This is a genomic window from Dactylosporangium maewongense (assembly GCF_039531485.1).
GTDB lineage: Bacteria > Actinomycetota > Actinomycetes > Mycobacteriales > Micromonosporaceae > Dactylosporangium > Dactylosporangium maewongense.
The window spans coordinates 168,325-186,030 of sequence record NZ_BAAAQD010000003.1; the positions used below are offsets into that span (position 1 = coordinate 168,325).

Annotated in this window: 14 protein-coding genes; 3 read left to right on the forward strand and 11 right to left on the reverse strand. The window is 70.6% G+C overall.

Annotated elements, in window-relative coordinates; genetic code table 11:
• Nucleotides 1–49: 49 nt before the first annotated feature.
• The 10 genes from ABD332_RS10530 to ABD332_RS10575 all read right to left on the reverse strand — a co-directional run bounded on the left by ABD332_RS10530 (nt 50) and on the right by ABD332_RS10575 (nt 12,394).
• Nucleotides 50–1,807 (reverse strand): ABC transporter family substrate-binding protein, encoded by a 1,758-nt coding sequence (locus ABD332_RS10530; RefSeq protein ID WP_344501623.1) that lies wholly within the window; start codon nt 1,805–1,807, stop codon nt 50–52.
• Nucleotides 1,808–2,092: 285 nt separating this feature from the next.
• On the reverse strand, nt 2,093–3,352 hold the full coding sequence (gene efeB, locus ABD332_RS10535) for an iron uptake transporter deferrochelatase/peroxidase subunit (protein WP_344501624.1): 1,260 nt from the start codon (nt 3,350–3,352) through the stop codon (nt 2,093–2,095).
• A gap of 46 nt (nt 3,353–3,398) precedes the next feature.
• On the reverse strand, nt 3,399–4,541 hold the full coding sequence (gene efeO, locus ABD332_RS10540) for an iron uptake system protein EfeO (RefSeq protein WP_344501625.1): 1,143 nt from the start codon (nt 4,539–4,541) through the stop codon (nt 3,399–3,401).
• 31 nt (nt 4,542–4,572) lie between these two features.
• Nucleotides 4,573–5,415, reverse strand: a complete 843-nt coding sequence (efeU, locus tag ABD332_RS10545; RefSeq protein WP_344501626.1) for an iron uptake transporter permease EfeU — start codon at nt 5,413–5,415, stop codon at nt 4,573–4,575.
• A 135-nt stretch (nt 5,416–5,550) separates the two neighbouring features.
• On the reverse strand, nt 5,551–7,041 hold the full coding sequence (gene ahcY, locus ABD332_RS10550) for an adenosylhomocysteinase (protein ID WP_344501627.1): 1,491 nt from the start codon (nt 7,039–7,041) through the stop codon (nt 5,551–5,553).
• 311 nt (nt 7,042–7,352) lie between these two features.
• On the reverse strand, nt 7,353–8,486 hold the full coding sequence (gene manA, locus ABD332_RS10555) for a mannose-6-phosphate isomerase, class I (protein WP_344501628.1): 1,134 nt from the start codon (nt 8,484–8,486) through the stop codon (nt 7,353–7,355).
• A 2-nt stretch (nt 8,487–8,488) separates the two neighbouring features.
• Nucleotides 8,489–9,448: a cation diffusion facilitator family transporter gene (locus tag ABD332_RS10560; protein WP_344501629.1), complete on the reverse strand. Its 960-nt coding sequence runs from the start codon at nt 9,446–9,448 to the stop codon at nt 8,489–8,491.
• 85 nt (nt 9,449–9,533) lie between these two features.
• Nucleotides 9,534–10,733, reverse strand: a complete 1,200-nt coding sequence (locus ABD332_RS10565) for an SIS domain-containing protein (RefSeq protein WP_344501907.1) — start codon at nt 10,731–10,733, stop codon at nt 9,534–9,536.
• A gap of 5 nt (nt 10,734–10,738) precedes the next feature.
• A complete protein-coding gene (locus tag ABD332_RS60050; RefSeq protein ID WP_425552171.1) occupies nt 10,739–10,993 on the reverse strand; it encodes a Trm112 family protein in 255 nt (84 codons plus the stop codon).
• Nucleotides 10,994–11,023: 30 nt separating this feature from the next.
• Nucleotides 11,024–12,394: a phosphomannomutase/phosphoglucomutase gene (locus ABD332_RS10575; RefSeq protein WP_344501630.1), complete on the reverse strand. Its 1,371-nt coding sequence runs from the start codon at nt 12,392–12,394 to the stop codon at nt 11,024–11,026.
• Between the two features lie 123 nt (nt 12,395–12,517).
• Between ABD332_RS10575 and ABD332_RS10580 the strand changes: the two genes are divergently transcribed.
• A complete protein-coding gene (locus ABD332_RS10580) occupies nt 12,518–13,495 on the forward strand; it encodes a cation diffusion facilitator family transporter (protein ID WP_344501631.1) in 978 nt (325 codons plus the stop codon).
• On the opposite strand, the gene ABD332_RS10585 is transcribed toward ABD332_RS10580, so the two are convergent.
• Nucleotides 13,467–14,891, reverse strand: coding sequence for an aldehyde dehydrogenase family protein (locus tag ABD332_RS10585; RefSeq protein ID WP_344501632.1), 1,425 nt, complete (start codon nt 14,889–14,891; stop codon nt 13,467–13,469). The genes ABD332_RS10580 and ABD332_RS10585 overlap by 29 nt on opposite strands.
• A gap of 104 nt (nt 14,892–14,995) precedes the next feature.
• Between ABD332_RS10585 and ABD332_RS10590 the strand changes: the two genes are divergently transcribed.
• Both ABD332_RS10590 and gabT read left to right on the forward strand, forming a co-directional pair.
• Nucleotides 14,996–16,426, forward strand: coding sequence for a gamma-aminobutyraldehyde dehydrogenase (locus ABD332_RS10590; RefSeq protein ID WP_425552172.1), 1,431 nt, complete (start codon nt 14,996–14,998; stop codon nt 16,424–16,426).
• Nucleotides 16,426–17,706: a 4-aminobutyrate--2-oxoglutarate transaminase gene (gene gabT, locus ABD332_RS10595; RefSeq protein WP_344501634.1), complete on the forward strand. Its 1,281-nt coding sequence runs from the start codon at nt 16,426–16,428 to the stop codon at nt 17,704–17,706. Before ABD332_RS10590 ends, gabT begins: the two co-directional genes overlap by 1 nt.

Consider the following 17,706-nt stretch of genomic DNA (forward strand, 5'->3'; position numbering starts at 1 on the left):
GAGGACCCCGGACGCACGCGGCGTCCGGGGTCCCCGTCGATCCGGTGCGTCAGGCCGCTTTCTGGCCCCACTCCTGGATGTTGTACGTCGGGCTCCACTGCGTCGCGTTGTCCCGGATGTTGACGTAGTCCGAGTAGGTGAACGTCAGCGTGGGCTTCTGCGCGATCGGGAGGACATAGGCCTCCTTCGACAGGATCTCGTCGCCCTGGTTGATCAGCTCGGCGGCCTTCTTCGGGTCGAGCGAGCGGGCACCCTCGTTGGTCAGCTTGTCGACCTCGGCGTTGGAGTAGCTGCCGTAGTTGCCGCCGTTGCCGGTGACCCAGTTCTGCTCGGCCGCACCCTGGTACAGCGGGCTGCCGACCCAGGCGAAGATGATCATGTCGTAGTCGGCGCTGGAGAGGGTCTTGCCGAGCGTCTCGGTGACCTCGATCTTGATGTCCAGGCCGATGTTCTTCAGGGCCGCCTGGACCAGCTCACCGGTCGTGGCGCGCAGCTGGTTGCCCTTGGTGTGACGGAAGCGCAGCGGCGGCACGGCCTCGCCGGACTTCGTGATGAGCTTGCCGCCCTCGATCTTGTAGCCGGCGTCGGTCAGGATCTTCTTGGCCTTCTCGACGTCACCGGAGCCCTGACCCGTGGGGGACACGACGTCCTTGTAGTTCGGGTCGCCGGGGAAGAAGTTGTGGCTGCCGAGCGGCTTCGCGGCCTTGTCGAACACACCGTAGGTCTTGTCGATGACCGACTTGACGTTGATCGCGGTGAAGATCGCCTGGCGCAGCGCGAGGTCGGACAGGTACTTGTTCTTCAGGTTCAGGTCCAGGTGCTCCCACTGATACCCGTGACCGATGCGGTAGATGACACCGGGCGTCTCGGCCGCGCCGTTCACCAGAGCCGCGTTCGGCTGCGGCGACATGCCGGTGATCTCCTTGTTCTTCAGGGCCGGGATGACGCTGCCCTGGTCGATCACGAACTTGAAGACGACCTTGTCCAGGGACGGCTTGACCTTGCCGTACCACTTGTCGTTCTTCTTGAGCACCAGCGACTGGTCCTTGTTGAACGTGTCGATGACCAGCGGGCCACCGGACCAGGTCGGCACGGTCTCGCTGAACCAGTTGGCGGCGCTGTTGACGCCCTCGGGCTTGTTCAGGTCGAAGCCCTGCTTGGTCGCGAGGTGGGCCGGGTAGAGGCCGTCGGTGGAGTAGAGGCCCTTCCAGTCGGCGTAGGTCTTGCCGTCGTCGAAGGTCACCGTCACGGTCTTGCCGTTGTCGGAGCCGACGATGCTCTTGATCAGGTCATAGCCGGAGGTGCTGGCGGGCGTGCACTCCGAGCAGTGCTCCTTCTTCCCGGAGTTCTGCTTCCAGCCGAAGATGAAGTCGTCGGCGCTGATCGCGGTGCCGTCGTTCCAGACCGCGTCGGCCTTGATCTTGTAGACCACGGTCTGCGGGTTCTGGTTGGTGAGCTCGGCCGAGGTCATGAGGTCGGCGTTGAGGGTGAGCTGGCCGCTCGGGTCGGACTTGTAGACCTGCGGGATGACACCCGACAGCGCCTGCGAGGCGACGAGCGTGTTGCCCTCTTCAGTGGTGATGTTCCAGCTGGTGAAGCTCTGCTCGAGGCCGAAGATGTATTCACCGCCCGGCTTGGTGTTGCCGCTGTTGCAGGTGTTCGGGCTCTTCTCGCAGTCGGCGAAGCCGGCGTTGGACGTCGGCGTCTCCTTATTGGTGTCACTCCCGCCACCGCAGGCGGTCAACGTGAGCAGCGAAGCCGCCGCGACCGCGACGAGGCTGGTGAGCCCCTTCGATCTCGTGCGCATGGTCTCCTCCAGTCAGGAACGACAGCCCTGGCCACGATGAGTCCGCGGTCGCGGGCACGACCGTGGGCCAACCAGGCTGCGTTGTGGTGCCTAAAGGAAACGACGCGGTGGGCAACCTGCATAGAGGATGTAGAGATTCGTAACTGTCCCGTTATGCGGACTGTTGGCCGACCATTTGCCCAACGAAATGGACGTTCTGAAGTGCGGTTGTTACAGATGGTGAAAGTAGATCTTGCTGACTTGCGCCCGAAATATCCGAGAAACATGCCTTCGAATCCGTCGAAACTACGCGAAGAGTGCCCGACCCCAGAAGTCGTCGGCGGCACGGATGCCAGGAGGGCAGGCGAACAAACCACTTGACACATGGCGGATGTACTCGTTGAGCGCGTCCTGCCGGGCGAGCCGGGTCTGCATCGGCACGAACTGCCGGCGCGGATCCCGCTGGTAGGCGATGAAGAACAGGCCTGCGTCGAGGCGGCCGAGCCCGTCCGATCCATCGACGAAGTTGTACCCGCGGCGCAACAGCCGCGCACCCTCGTTGGCGTCGGGGTGCGCGAGCCGCACGTGCGCGTCGGCGGCGATGGCCGGCCCGCCGTCCGCGCCCTTCGCGTCGAACTTCGGCAGGTCGAACTCGGCCTTGCCGCCCAGCGGCGCGCCCTCGCCCTTGTCCCGGCCGATGATCGCCTCCTGCTCGCCGAGCGACGTGCGATCCCACGTCTCGATGAGCATCCGGATCTTGCGGGTGACGACGTAGGACCCGCCGGTCATCCACTCGGCGCCGTCGCCCGGCTGCACCCACAGCTGCTCCTTGAGCAGCTGGGTGTCCTCGGCTTTCAGGTTGGCGGTGCCGTCCTTGAACCCGAACAGGTTGCGCGCGGTGACCTGGCCGCGGGAGGTCGATGAGGTGCGGCCGAAGCCCAGCTGCGTCCAGCGGACGCTGACCACCCCGAAGCCGATGCGGGCGAGGTTGCGCACGGCGTGCACCGCGACCTGCGGGTCGTGCGCGCACGCCTGGATGCAGATGTCGCCGCCGGAGATCTCCGGCTTCAGCGTGTCCTTGGCGAAGCGGGGCAGGTCGGCGAGGGCCGCCGGCCGCTTGTCGGCGATGCCGAAGCGGTCCTTGCCGTCGGCGGTGCGGAACAGCGTCGGCCCGAAGCCGATCGTGATCGTCAGGCCCGACGGCGGCAGGCCGATCGCCTCGCCCGTGTCGTCCGGGGCGGCCTCCGGGGCGCCGGCGACCGCGCCGATGCTGCCGGCGTCGCGGCCCGCGGTCATCCGCGCCGCCGCCATCGTCCACTTCTCCAGCAGCTCGACGAGGTCCGCCTTCTTGTCGGTGATGACGTCGAAGGCGACGAAGTGCAGGCGGTCCTGGGCCGGCGTGACGATGCCGGCCTGGTGCTCGCCGTAGAACGGGATCGCCGCACCCGCGTCGGAGGCCTGGGCCGGGTGGGTGGCGCCGTCGATCAGCGTCACCCCCGCCACGCCCCCTGCCGCGGCGCCCACGACACCCGCACCGGTGAGCCCGAGCATCTTGCGGCGATCCATCGCTCTTCCTTTCGCGTTGGCTGCGTCGGTACGGCCTGCTGCCGCGCTACTTGGCGGCGACCAGCGGGGCGACCTTGCTGATCGGCTCGGCGAGGGCGTTGATCGCGTCGCCGAGCTGCTTGAGCTCGGTCTCGGACAGCTCGTTGTGCAGCTTCCAGCCGTCGCCCTTGCGGTGCTTGTCGAGCTCGGCCTGCGCCGCGGCGAACTTGTCCTCGAGCGTCTTGGCGAGGGCGGCGTCCTTCTCCTCGATCATCGGGCGGAGCGCGGCGATCGCGGCGCGGGAGCCTTCGAGGTTGGCGGCGAAGTCCCACAGGTCCGTGTGCGAGAAGATGTCCTCCTCGCCGGTGATCTTGCCGGTGGCGACCTCGTCGAGCAGCTCCTTGGCACCGTTGGCCAGGTTCAGCGGCGACAGCTGCACGCTGTTGGCCTTCTCCACGATCGTCTTGACGTCGGCGAGCAGCTTGTCGGCGGTCGGGCCGGACTTGCTGACGTCCTTGGTGACCCAGAGGTCCTTCTCGATCTTGTGGAAGCCGGTCCACTCCTGGCCGGCCTCCAGGTCCGCCTCGCGGGCGTCGATGGCCGGGTCGAGGTCGCCGAAGCTCTCCGCGACGGGCTCGATGCGCTCCCAGTACGTGCGGGCGATCGGGAAGAGCGCCTTGGCCTTCTCCATGTCGCCGGCCTTGACCGCGTCGACGAACTCGGTGGTCTTGTCGATCAGCGCGCCGGTCTGGCTCTTCACGTAGCGCTGGTAGTCCTGCGTCGCCTGGGCGAGCTTCGCGTCGTCGGTGAGCGGCTTGGCGTCGCCGGTGGCCTTGAAGCCGCCGCGGATGCCCTTGCCGGCCATGCCGGGCTTGCAGGCCGTCTCATACGTGCCGGCGGGCAGCTCGACGATGAGCTCGCGGCTCAGGCCGGGCGCCACGTTCTCGACCTCGCCCATGATCCGGTCGCCGGCGGCGAAGACGTAGAACTCGGTGACCTTGGCGCCCTTGTTGCTGACCGTGAACGTCACCGGCCCGGACGTGACCTCGGTCTTGGAGACCTTGCACTCGGTGTCGGTCGCGGTGACGGCGATCTTGCCGTTGCCGGCCTCGCCACCGGCCTTGGCGCCGTCCTTGCTGTCGCCGCAACCGGCCAGGCTCAGCGCCGCGGCAGTGCCCGCGCTCACCGCGATCAGGGCTGATTTACGCATGGTTCTCCTACGGAAGTGAGGGTGCGGGCGTTCAGACGGAGGTGGAGACCGGCGCCGACGCCGGCTTCGGGGTCTTCTTCAGCAGCGGCAGCAGGAACAGGAAGAGGACCGGGATGCCATAGGCGAGCCAGGCGACCGTCTCCAGCACCGTCGGCTGCGGCGTGATGTTGAACATGCCGCGGAGCAGCTCGGCGTACCAGGCGTCGGGCGGCAGCGCGCCGGTCACGTCGTACGCGTGCGTGTTGATCCCCGGCAGGACACCGCTCTCCTGCAGGTCGTGTACCCCGTACTTGAAGATCCCGGCGGCGACGAGCACCAGCAGCGCGCCGGTCCAGGTGAAGAAGCGGGTCAGGTTGATGCGGACGGCGCTGACGTACAGCAGCCAGCCGAGCACGACCGAGGTGAGCAGGCCGAGGCTGATGCCGATCAGCGGCTCGGCGGAATCCTGCGTGCCCTGGGCGGCGGCGTAGAACAGGATCGAGGTCTCCAGGCCCTCACGGACCACCGCGAGGAAGGCCATGCCGGCGATCGCCCACGCGCCGACCTGGATCGCCTCCTCGAGCCGCCCGCGCAGCTCGGCGGCCATCCTGCGGGCCATCCGGCGCATCCAGAAGATCATCCAGGTCACGAAGACCACGGCGGCGAACGACGCGCACGCCTCGAACAGCTCCTGCTGCTCGAAGCTCAGGGTCGCCGCGCCCGCCTCGAGAAGGGCGGCGAAGCCGATGGAGAGCAGCGCGGCGGCGGCCACCCCGGCCCACACGAACTTCAGCAGGGGCTTGCGCTCGCTCTTGACCAGGAAGGCGACGAGAATGGAGACCACCAGGGTGATCTCAAGCCCTTCACGCAGGCCGATCAGGTAGATGGCGGTCATTCGGGGCTCCGCAGGTTAGCCGAACCTTACTTAGGTCAGCGTTACCTTACCGGCGGGGCCCGGGTTCTACAAGTTGTAGAAGCGCGAGGGCCCGGCCGTGTGAACGGCCGGGCCCTCGATGCCTTGCTGTGTGGCTCAGTAGCGGTAGTGCTCGGGCTTGTAGGGGCCCTCGACCGGGATACCGAGGTACTCGGCCTGCTTCTTGGACAGCTCGGTGAGCTTGACGCCGAGGGCGTCCAGGTGCAGCCGGGCGACCTTCTCGTCGAGGTGCTTGGGCAGCGTGTAAACGCCGACCGGGTAGTCCTCGAGCTTGGTGAAGAGCTCGATCTGCGCGATGACCTGGTTGGTGAAGCTGTTGGACATCACGAAGCTCGGGTGGCCGGTCGCGTTGCCCAGGTTGAGCAGGCGGCCCTCCGACAGCACGATGATCGAGTGGCCGTCGTCGAACTTCCACTCGTCGACCTGCGGCTTGATGTTGATCCGCTTGACGTCGGAGCGCTTGGTCAGGCCGGCCATGTCGATCTCGTTGTCGAAGTGGCCGATGTTGCCGACGATCGCCTGGTGCTTCATCTGCGCCATGTGGTCGGCGGTCAGCACGTCGAGGCAGCCGGTCGCGGTGATGAAGATGTCGGCGGTGGAGACGACGTCCTCGATGGTGGCGACCTGGTAGCCGTCCATGGCGGCCTGCAGCGCGCAGATCGGGTCGACCTCGGTGACGATGACGCGGGCACCCTGGCCGCGCAGCGACTCCGCGCAGCCCTTGCCGACGTCGCCGTAGCCGAACACGACCGCGACCTTGCCGCCGATCAGCACGTCGGTGGCCCGGTTGATGCCGTCGATGAGCGAGTGGCGGCAGCCGTACTTGTTGTCGAACTTCGACTTGGTGACCGAGTCGTTGACGTTGATCGCCGGGAAGAGCAGCTTGCCCTGCTGGTGCATCTCGTAGAGCCGGTGCACGCCGGTGGTGGTCTCCTCGGTCACGCCCTTGATGCCGGCGGCGACCTTGGACCAGCGGCCCTTGTCCTCGCTCAGCGAGGTGTGCAGCAGCTGGAGGATGACCGCGTACTCCTCCGAGTCGGCGGTGTCGACCGCCGGGACCGCGCCGATGCCCTCGAACTCGGCACCCTTGTGCACGAGCAGCGTGGCGTCACCGCCGTCGTCGAGGATCATGTTGGGCGCCTCGCCGTCCGGCCACAGCAGGACCTGCTCGGTGCACCACCAGTACTCCTCCAGGGTCTCGCCCTTCCAGGCGTAGACCGGGATGCCGGCCGGGTTCTCCGGCGTGCCCTCCGGGCCGACCGCGATCGCGGCGGCGGCGTGGTCCTGCGTCGAGAAGATGTTGCAGCTGGCCCAGCGCACCTGCGCGCCGAGCGCGGCGAGGGTCTCGATCAGCACCGCGGTCTGGATCGTCATGTGCAGCGAACCGGTGATCCGCGCGCCCCGCAGCGGCTGCGACGCGGCGAACTCACGGCGGATCGCCATCAGGCCGGGCATCTCGTGCTCGGCGAGCTGGATCTCCTTGCGCCCGAAGGCCGCGAGGGAGAGGTCGGCAACCTTGAAGTCACCCTCGGCCACGGTCTTCGGGCGGTCGCCCTGGGCGATCCGCGGCGGCAGCGTGCTGGTCATGCAGTCTCCTGGTCTGTGGGCCGGATCTGGATCTGGGCCCGAATGCGAGCCGCGCTGATCGACCAGTCGCGGCCAGGCCCAAAGCGGCGCGACTCTTACGGTACGCGGCATGGCACTAGTGATGACCACCGGCCTTTGGACAGCGCACGGGGCGGTGAGATCACTCTCACCGCCCCGCGCTTCCCCCCGGTTTGGCTCTCCCGCGTGAGGCTCAGACTCAACGTCGAACCCTGCGTAGTCAGAACACTACCCTGTGCAGTCATAATGTCAAGGCAAATACGGACAAGATGCCGCGTTTTGGGTTGCGGCTTCTACGGGGTGGCGGCCTGGAAGACGTCGCCCTCGCCGCTGATCGCCAGCTCCCCCCGGGACGCGGGGGCGAAGGCCGCCTGCCCGGCCTCGAGGGTGACCGGCACCACGCCGTCGTCGACCCGGACGCCACCGCGCACGCACAGCACGATCCGCGGGCCGCCGCCGGGCAGCCGGACCGCCGGGGTCCCGGCGTCCAGGACCGCCCGGTGCAGGGTGAAGTCGTCGACCGGCACCGGCCAGGTCACGAGACCCGGCCCGACCTGCGTGGGACGGGTGACGGGGTCGTCGAGCACCTCGAAGCGCAGCACCCGCAGCAGCTCCTCGACGTCGACGTGCTTCGGGGTCAGGCCGCCCCGCAGCACGTTGTCGGAGGCGGCCATGATCTCCACGCCGACGCCCCGCAGGTAGGCGTGCAGGTTGCCCGCGGGCATCCAGACCGCCTCGCCGGGGTGCAGCCGGACCCGGTTGAGCAGCATCGCGACGATGACGCCGGCGTCCCCCGGGTACTGCTCGGCGAGCTCCACGGCCAGGGCGTAGGCCCCGCCGCGGCCGGCGCACGCCGCCACGACCTCGTCCACCAGCGCCGCGTCGGGCTTGGCCAGCAGGCCGCGCACCGCGTCGTGCAGTGCGGCGGCCTTGTCGTCCTGGCGCAGCGCGCCGACGGTCTCCTCCAGCCCCGCGACGCCGAGCGCGGCCAGGTCGGCCGCGGTGACCGCCGGGTCCCGGAAGCCGCACAGCGCGTCGAACTCGGTGAGCGCGACCAGCATCTCCGGCTTGTGCCACGCGTCCACGTAGGACGGGTGGCCCGCCGCATGCGCCTCCCGGGCCTGGGCGAGCGTCGGGTGCGCCTGCAGCGACAGCGGCTGGGCCGCCGCGAGGATCTTCAGCAGGAACGGCAGCCGGGCCCCGAAGCGCTCGACCCCGGCCGCCCCGAGCAGGCCGGCCGGGTCCGCGGCGATCGCGTCGGTGAGGGTCGTGCCGCTCACCGCGAGGCGGGACGGGCTCGCGGGGTGCGCGCCCATCCACAGCTCCGCCTCCGGCTCTGCCGTCGGCGCGGGGCGCCCCTGCAGCGTGGCGATCGCGGTCTGCGACCCCCACGCGTACTTGCGGATCGGACTGTCGAGCAGCTCCACGGCTAATGCGCCTCCGCGGTGTCCGGCAGGTCCGTCTTCGCGGGTTTGCCTGCCTGGTAGATGTCGGGCTCCAGGTAGATCATCCGGGCGATCGGGACCGCCGCCCGGATCCTGGACTCGGCCGCGTCGATGCCGCGCGCGACCTCGCTCGCGGTCTCGTCGTGCCGCACCGCGATCTTCGCCGCGACCAGCAGCTCGTCGGGGCCCAGGTGGACGGTGCGCATGTGGATCAGCGACTCGACCTCGGGACCGGCGACGATCGCCGCCTTGATCTGCGCGATCTGCTCCGGGGTCGCGGCCTCGCCGACGAGCAGCCCCTTCATCTCGACCGCGAGGATGGCGGCGACCACGATCAGCAGGACGCCGATGGCGGCCGTGCCGATGCCGTCCCAGATGCCGTCACCGGTGATCAGGGTCAGCCCGACGCCGAACAGCGCGAGGACCAGGCCGACGAGGGCGGCGAGGTCCTCGAGCAGGATGACCGGCAGCTCCGGCTGCTTCGCCCGGCGGATGAACTGCCACCAGGTGGCGTCACCCTTGATCTTCTGGGTCTCCTGGATGGCGGTGCGGAAGGACAGGCTCTCCATGACGATCGCGGCGACCAGCACGGCGACCGGGACCCACTGCCACTTGTCGATCGGCTCCGGGTGGCCGATCTTGTGCCAGGCCTCGTACAGCGCGAAGATGCCGCCGACGAAGAACAGCACGACCGCGACGACGAACGCGTAGACATAGCGCTCGCGGCCATAGCCGAACGGGTGCTCGGCGTCGGCCCGCCGCTTGGACTGCCGGCCACCGAAGAGCAGCAGCCCCTGGTTGCCGGAGTCGGCGACGGAGTGGATCGACTCGGCGAGCATCGACGACGAGCCGGTGAGCAGGAACGCCACGAACTTGGTGACAGCGATGCCGAGGTTCGCGAACAGGGCCGCGACAACGGCCTTCGTCCCACCCTCTGTGCTCATTCCGCCGCCTCCGCTACGCTCCGGCGTCGGCCTGAGCCGAACCTGAGCCCCTGATTCGCGGCTCCTCCGCTTCGCTCCGGACCGCTCATGGACTGACCAGCTCCTTCATCTCCGAGACCGCGGGCACGGCCATCGGGTCGAAGCCGTGCGCGAGTCCAAGATAGATCGAAGCGAAGTCGGGCACCGCGACGAGAGACGCAAGTCGCTCCAGGGCCGAGCCGCCCTCGGCGGTGATCAGGCTCACCCGCACGCCACGGCGCTCCGCGAGCTGCTGGACCGCGTCGGCACGCTTCTCCTCGACGGCCGAGGGCTCGCCGTCGGCCTCCTCCTCGTCCGCCGAGAGGCCGCCGTCGCGCAGCAGCACCAGCCGCAGCCGGGTCACCGACTCGTCCTCGTCGGACGGGTCGGCGAAGATGTCGCGGCCCGCCTCGGCCAGCCCGCCGTAGACGCCGTCGAGCAGGCCGACCCTGCCGCGGCCCGCCTCGCCGAGGGCACCGGCGACTGCCGGGTAGCGGGCGTTGGCGGCGAGGGTGTCGCCGAAGCGCCGGGCCGCGACGTTCGCCAGCGGCGAGGAGCCCCACACGATCGGCACGGACCGGGCCAGGTCGAGCGCGAGGCTCTTGCCCGGGTTGACGAACGACTCGAGGGTCATCCGGCACCGGTCGGCGTCGGCGTCGAGCCGGGCGGCGGTCTCCGCGAAGTCCGCCTCGTTGACCTTGACCAGGCCGAGCTGCCGGCCGGCGAGCAGCACCGGCACGGCCAGGCCCCACAGGCTGGCGCGGGCCGGGGCGCGGCGCGGCACCGGGATGAACGGCGCCCGGAACCGGTCGGCGAGCGCGTGCAGCTGCGTGTCGGGAGCGCCGATCGCGACGAGCCGGGCGCCGCGGCGGCCGGCGGCCTCGGCGGCCGCGAGGGCCTCCGGGGAGCGACCCGACGCGGACACGGCGATGACGACGTCGGCGGCGCCGACCCAGCCGGGGATGCCGGCGCTGCGGTGCGCGAGGACCGGCACCGGGCAGCGGGGGCCCGCGACCGTCTCCAGGATGTCGCCGGTGCGGGCGGCGGTGCCGACCCCGGCGACGACGACCGCCCGGGGGCGGCCCTCGTCGGCCAGGGCGCTCAGGTCGGTCTCCGCGGCGAGCGCCGCCGACTCGCGGACCTGGGCGCCGGCCGACGCGGTGGCGCGCAGCATGCCGCCCGGGTCGTTGCGCTCCAGCGCGGCGGCGTCGTCGAGCAGCGACAGGTCGATCTCGCGATGGCCGCGGACGCCCGCGGTGCCCTCCAGCGGGTTCACGCGGCGCCGCCTTCGGTGAGCGGGGACTCGCCGCCGGCGACGGGAGCGCTGTCGCCGGTGACGGGAGCGCTGCCGCCGCCCTCGGGGAGCCGGGCCTCGTCGAGCAGGAGGACGGGGATGCCGTCCCGGATCTCGAAGATCCGGCCGCAGGACGTGCAGGTCAGCGTCTGCGCCTCCGCGTCGAGCGTGAGCTCGGCGTGGTGCTCGTCGGGGCAGCGCAGGATGGACAGCAGGGCGGGGTCGACGGACACGTCTGATCCAACTCCTTCTAGCAGCGTTCGTCAGCGGCGGATGACAGCCAGCATTTCATCGCGCAGGGCTGCCATCCGCTCGGCGGTCGGCGCCTCAACGTTAAGCCGCAGGAGAGGCTCCGTGTTGGACGGGCGCACGCTGACCCAGCTGCCGTCGGGGAAGTCCAGCGTGATCCCGTCGAGGTGGTCGACCGGGACCGGATACGCGGCCTGGATCTCGGCGAGCTTCGCGGCCGGGTCGGCGACCGTGGAGTTGATCTCCCCGGAGTCCGCGTAGCGGACGTAGTCCTTGGTCAGCGCCGACAGCGGGGCGGACTGCCCGCCGAGCATCGCGAGCGTGTGCATCGCGGCGAGCATGCCGGTGTCGGCGCCCCAGAAGTCGCGGAAGTAGTAGTGCGCGGAGTGCTCGCCGCCGAACACGGCGCCGGTCGTGGCCATCTCGGCCTTGATGAACGAGTGCCCGACGCGGGTGCGCACCGGGGTGCCGCCGTGCTCGCGCACGATCTCCGGCACGGCCCGGGAGGTGATGAGATTGTGGATGATCGTGGCGCCGGGGGTTTTCGCCAGCTCGCGCACCGCCACCATCGACGTGATCGTCGAGGGCGAGACGGCCTCGCCGCGCTCGTCGACGACGAAGCAGCGGTCGGCGTCGCCGTCGAAGGCCAGGCCCAGGTCGGCGCCGGTCTCGCGGACCTTCGCCTGCAGGTCCACCAGGTTGGCCGGCTCCAGGGGGTTGGCCTCGTGGTTGGGGAACGAGCCGTCCAGCTCGAAGTACAGCGGGATGATCGTCAGCGGCAGGCCGTCGCCGAGCACCGCCGGCACCGTGTAGCCGCCCATGCCGTTGCCCGCGTCGACGACGACGGTGAGCGGGCGGATGCCGCTCAGGTCGACCAGGCCGCGCAGGTACGCCGCGTAGGCGGTCAGCATGCCGCGCTGCTCGATCCCGCCCTCGCGCCCGCCGGCCGGCGGCTCCCCGCGGCCTTCCAGGATCGCCTGGGCCCGCTCGCGGATCTCGGCGAGGCCCGAGTCCTGCCCGACGGGCTTCGCCCCCTGCTTGCACAGCTTGATGCCGTTGTACTGGGCGGGATTGTGACTCGCCGTGAACATGGCACCGGGGAGGTCGAGCGTGCCGGAGGCGAAGTACAGCAGGTCCGTGGAGCCCAGACCCGACTCGACGACGTCGGCGCCCTCCGCCCGTACACCCGCCGCGAACGCCGACGCGAGCGCCGGACCCGACTCGCGCATGTCGTGCGCCGTCACGACGCGCTCCGCGAACTCTCCCCGGCTGCGCAGCGTCTGGACGAACGCGCGGCCGAGGGCCTCCGCGACCGGCTCGTCGAGCTGGTCGGGCACCGTCCCCCGCACGTCGTAGGCCTTGACGATCCGGCTCAGGTCGATCACAGTCCGTGCTCCTGTCGTGGGCGCTGGTCCTACCGCGAAGCCTAGTGCCGCGAGGTTCCGCACACGTGTCAGTCCGGGGTTGCCGGTGTTAGTTCATGTCGCCGGTGTGGTACAGGGGGATACGTGGCCGAGGAAGGTAACTCCATCAGGGCGATCATCGCCGCGTTCGCCGCCAACCTCGGCATCGCCGTCAGCAAGTTCGTCGCGTTCCTCTTCACAGGGTCCTCGGCGATGCTGGCCGAGGCCGTGCACTCGGTGGCGGACACCACCAACCAGTTGCTGCTGCTCATCGGCGGCCGCCGCGCCAAGCGGGAGGCCTCGCCGCTGCACCCGTTCGGCTACCAGCGCTTCCGCTACTTCTACGGGTTCCTGGTGACGCTCGTCATCTTCCTGGTCGGCGGCGTCTTCGCGCTGTTCGAGGGGTACGAGAAGCTGCACTCCCCCGAGCCGGTCGAGTCGCCGGTGTGGGCGTTCGCCGTGCTCGGCGTGTCGGTCGCGCTGGAGTCGTTCTCGCTGCGGACGGCGGTGCACGAGGCGCAGCCCGAGCGGCGCGGGCTGCCGTGGCTGCGGTTCATCCGGACCACCCGCTCGCCGGAGCTGCCGGTGGTGCTCGCCGAGGACTTCGGCGCGCTGACCGGCCTGTTCTTCGCCGCGGTCGGCATCACCCTCGCCGTCGTCACCGGCGACGGCCGGTGGGACGCGGTCGGGACGATCGCGATCGGCATCCTGCTGGTCATCATCTCGATCACCCTGTCGATGCGGATGCGCAGCCTGCTGATCGGCGAGTCCGCCGACCAGGAGACGCTGCGGCGCATCGAGGCGGCCGTCGAGCCCTTCGTCGATCGGCTGATCCACCTGCGCACCATGCATCTCGGCCCCGACCAGCTGCTGATCGCCGCCAAGGTCGCGTTCAGACCCGACGAGACGGTGGCGCACGCCACGGAGGCGATCAACCGGGCCGAGGCGCGCATCCGCGAGGACCTCGACGACGAGTGCTTCATCTTCCTGGAGCCCGACGTCTGGGACCAGCGCCTGCACGAGACGGAGGCCAAGCCGCCGGGCTCCGCGGCTCCTACAGCTGCAGACCCGTCAGCACCATGACGCGGTCCTCGGTGTAGTCGGTCATGGCGCTGGCGAGGCCCTCGCGCCCGACGCCGCTGGCCTTGGCACCGCCGTAGGGCATCTGGTCGGCGCGGTAGCTGGGGACGTCGCCGACGACGATGCCGCCGACGTCGAGGACCCGGTGGGCCTCGAAGGCGCGGTCGAGACGGCGGGTGAAGACGCCGGCCTGCAGCCCGTACTGCGAGTCGTTGACGGCGGCGAGCCCGGCCTCGTCGGACTCGACCCGCTCCAGCACGAGGACGGGGCCGAAGACCTCCTCGCAGGCGACCTTCGCGTCGCGGGGCACGCCGGTCAGGACCGTCGGGGCGTAGTTGGCGCCGTCGCGGGTGCCGCCGGTGAGCAGCTTCGCGCCCGCCGCGACGGCCTCGCCGACCCAGGACTCCACCCGCTCGGCGGCGGCCTCGCTGATCAGCGGGCCGACGTCGGTGGCGTCCTCCCACGGCGAGCCGGTCACCTGCGCCTCGACCGCCGCGACCAGGCGCTCGGTGAGCGCGTCGAAGTGCCGGTCGTGGACATACACCCGCTGCACCGCGATGCAGCTCTGCCCGGCCTGGTAGTTGGAGAACGTCGCGACGCGGGTCGCGGCCCAGTCGAGGTCGTCCCAGTCCTCGCAGACCAGGACCGCGGCGTTGCCGCCGAGCTCGAGCGTGACGTGCTTGCGGGGCACGGCCTCGCGGATCTGCCAGCCGACCGGGCCGGAGCCGGTGAAGGACACCACCGGCAGGCGCGGGTCGGCGACCAGGGCCGGCGCCCGGTCGTTGGGGATCGGCAGGATCGACCACATGCCCTCGGGCAGGTCGGTCTCGGCGAGGATCTCGCCGAGCAGCAGCGCGCTGAGCGGGGTCGCCGGCGCCGGCTTCAGCACGATCGGCGCGCCGACCGCGATCGCCGGGGCGACCTTGTGCGCGACCAGGTTGAGCGGGAAGTTGAACGGGGCGATGCCGAGCACCGGCCCCTTCGGCACGCGCTTGACCAGGGCGATCCGGCCGGTCGCGGCGGGGTCGGTGTCGAGGCGCTGCACGGCGCCGGAGAAGCGGCGGGCCTCCTCGGCGGCCCAGCGGAACGTGGACACCGCCCGGCCCACCTCGCCCCGGGACCACTTCAGGGGCTTGCCGTTCTCCCCCGTGATCAGCTGGGCGACCTCCTCGGCGCGCTCCTTCAGCCGGGCGCTCACGTGGTCCAGCGCCGCGGCCCGGACGCTCGCCGGGAGGGCGGCGGCCTTCGCACGGACCGCGTCGGCCGCGGCGACGGCCTCCTCGACCTGCGCCGGGGTGGCGTTGGCGGTGCTGCCGACCACCCGGCCGTCGAACGGGTGACGGATCTCGACGGCGTCGTCGCTGGTCGCCGGTCGGCCGGCGATGAAGAACGGGGTCACACTGAAAGCCTACGCCGCTTCACAGCATGGAAACAGTTGCTCAAGGGGTTGTGCACTGCGGAATCGGTGGAAGGATGTGGCTGCCGACACTCAAAGGAGTGGACATGACCAAGCAACTGCAGAACTTCATCGACGGCGCCCACGTGGAGCCCGCCGACGGCCGTTATTCGGACCTGATCGACCCCTCGACCGGTGAGGTGTTCGCCTCCGCGCCGGTCTCGGGCGAGGCCGACGTCGACCGCGCGGTGAAGGCGGCCAGCAAGGCGTTCGAGACGTGGCGGGACGCCACGCCCGCGGAGCGGCAGCGGGCGCTGCTGAAGCTCGCCGACGCGATGGAGGACCGCGCGGCCGAGCTCATCGACGCCGAGTGCCAGAACACGGGCAAGCCGCGGGCGCTGACCACCAGCGACGAGCTGCCCCCGGCCGTGGACCAGGTCCGGTTCTTCGCCGGTGCCGCCCGGGTCCTGGAGGGCAAGTCCGCCGGGGAGTACATGAAGGGCCACACCAGCTACGTGCGCCGCGAGCCGATCGGCGTCTGCGCGCAGGTCACCCCGTGGAACTACCCGCTGATGATGGCGATCTGGAAGATCGCGCCGGCGCTCGCCGCGGGCAACACCGTCGTCCTCAAGCCGTCGGACACCACCCCGGTGTCGACGCTGCTGCTGGCCGAGCTGGCCGCGGAGTTCCTGCCGCCGGGCGTGCTCAACGTGGTCACCGGCGACCGGGACACCGGCCGGGCCCTCGTGTCGCACCCGGTGCCGCAGTTCGTGTCGATCACCGGCTCGGTCCGCGCGGGCCGCGAGGTGGCGGGCTCCGCCGCGCCCATGCTCAAGCGCACCCACCTGGAGCTCGGCGGCAAGGCACCGGTCGTGGTGTTCGACGACGCCGACCTGGAGGCGGCGGCCGAGGCGATCGCGGTCGCCGGCTACTTCAACGCCGGCCAGGACTGCACCGCCGCGACCCGCGTGCTCGCCGGCCCCGGCATCTACGACGACTTCGTGGCCGCGATCGCCGAGCAGGCCGCCGCGACGAAGACCGGCGCGCCCGACGACGAGGACGTGCTCTACGGCCCGCTCAACAACGCCAACCAGCTGGCCCGGGTCGCCGGCTTCGTCGACCGGCTGCCCGACCACGCGAAGCTCGACGCGGGCGGCGCCCGGGTCGGCGACCGGGGCTACTTCTACTCCCCCACCGTCGTCTCCGGCCTGCGCCAGGACGACGAGATCATCCAGGACGAGGTCTTCGGCCCCGTCATCACCGTGCAGCGCTTCACCGACGAGGACGAGGCGGTCCGCTGGGCCAACGGCGTCGAGTACGGGCTGTCGTCGTCGGTGTGGACGAGGGACCACGGCCGGGCGATGCGGATGACCCGCCGGCTCGACTTCGGCTGCGTGTGGGTGAACGCCCACATCCCGATCGTCGCGGAGATGCCGCACGGCGGTTTCAAGTCCTCCGGTTACGGTAAGGACCTGTCCATGTACGGGCTGGAGGACTACACCCGCATCAAGCACGTCATGCACAACATCGAGCTGTGATGACGGCGTCCGGGGAGCTCCACAAGCGCCGCGGCGCCGCGGTCGCCCGCGGCGTCAGCAGCATGATCTCGTCCTATGTGGACCACGCGGCGGGCGGCACGCTGTCCGACGTGGACGGTCGCGAGTGGATCGACATGGCCGCCGGCATCGCCGTCACCAACGTGGGCAACAGCTCGCCGAAGGTCGTCGAGGCGGTGCGGCGCCAGGTCGAGCGCTTCACCCACACCTGCTTCATGATCGCGCCGTACGAGGGCTACGTCGCGGTCTGCGAGCAGCTCAACGCGCTGACCCCGGGCACGTTCGAGAAGCGCTCGGCGCTGTTCAACTCCGGCGCCGAGGCGGTGGAGAACGCGGTGAAGATCGCCCGGCACGCGACCGGGCGGCAGGCGGTCGTGGTGTTCGACCACGCGTACCACGGCCGCACCAACCTCACGATGGCCCTGACCGCCAAGGCGATGCCCTACAAGCACGGCTTCGGCCCGTTCGCCGGCGAGATCTACCGCGTGCCGATGTCCTACCCCTTCCGCGACGGCCTCTCCGGCCCCGACGCGGCCGCGCTGGCCACCGGCATGATCGAGAAGCAGGTCGGCGCCGACCAGGTCGCCGCCGTGCTCATCGAGCCGGTCCAGGGCGAGGGCGGCTTCATCGTGCCCGCGCCCGGCTTCCTGCCGGCGGTCGCCGCGTGGGCCCGGTCCGCCGGGGCGCTCTTCGTCGCCGACGAGATCCAGACCGGCTTCTGCCGCACCGGCGAGTGGTTCGCCTCGACCCACGAAGGCCTGGAGCCCGACCTGGTCACCACCGCGAAGGGCATCGCCGGCGGGCTGCCGCTCGCCGCGGTGACCGGCCGGGCCGAGGTGATGGACGCCGTGCACCCCGGCGGTCTCGGCGGCACGTACGGCGGCAACCCCGTCGCCTGCGCGGCCGCCCTGGCCTCGATCGAGACCATGATGGAGCTGGACCTGGCGGCCGCGGCCCGGCGGATCGAGTCGGTCATGCGCCCGCGCCTGGAGTCCCTGGCCGCCGCCCACCCGTGCGTCGGCGAGGTCCGCGGCCGGGGCGCCATGCTCGCCCTGGAGATCGTCGTGCCGGACGCCTCCGGCCCGGCGGGCCCGACCCCGGACCCGGCGAAGACCGCGGCGATCCAGAAGGCGGCCCACGAGGCGGGCCTGCTCCTGCTCACCTGCGGCACCTACGGCAACGTGATCCGCTTTCTGCCACCCCTGGTCATGGACGACGCCACCCTCGGCCGCGCCCTGGACCTCCTGGAGTCCGCCCTGTAG

Bases quoted from the DNA above. Each gene is read 5' to 3' on its own strand.
- ABD332_RS10530 (WP_344501623.1), bottom strand. From the start codon at position 1,807: ATGCGCACGAGATCGAAGGGGCTCACCAGCCTCGTCGCGGTCGCGGCG.
- efeB (WP_344501624.1), bottom strand. From the start codon at position 3,352: ATGGATCGCCGCAAGATGCTCGGGCTCACCGGTGCGGGTGTCGTGGGC.
- efeO (WP_344501625.1), bottom strand. From the start codon at position 4,541: ATGCGTAAATCAGCCCTGATCGCGGTGAGCGCGGGCACTGCCGCGGCG.
- efeU (WP_344501626.1), bottom strand. From the start codon at position 5,415: ATGACCGCCATCTACCTGATCGGCCTGCGTGAAGGGCTTGAGATCACC.
- ahcY (WP_344501627.1), bottom strand. From the start codon at position 7,041: ATGACCAGCACGCTGCCGCCGCGGATCGCCCAGGGCGACCGCCCGAAG.
- ABD332_RS10560 (WP_344501629.1), bottom strand. From the start codon at position 9,448: ATGAGCACAGAGGGTGGGACGAAGGCCGTTGTCGCGGCCCTGTTCGCG.
- ABD332_RS10590 (WP_425552172.1), top strand. From the start codon at position 14,996: ATGACCAAGCAACTGCAGAACTTCATCGACGGCGCCCACGTGGAGCCC.
- gabT (WP_344501634.1), top strand. From the start codon at position 16,426: ATGACGGCGTCCGGGGAGCTCCACAAGCGCCGCGGCGCCGCGGTCGCC.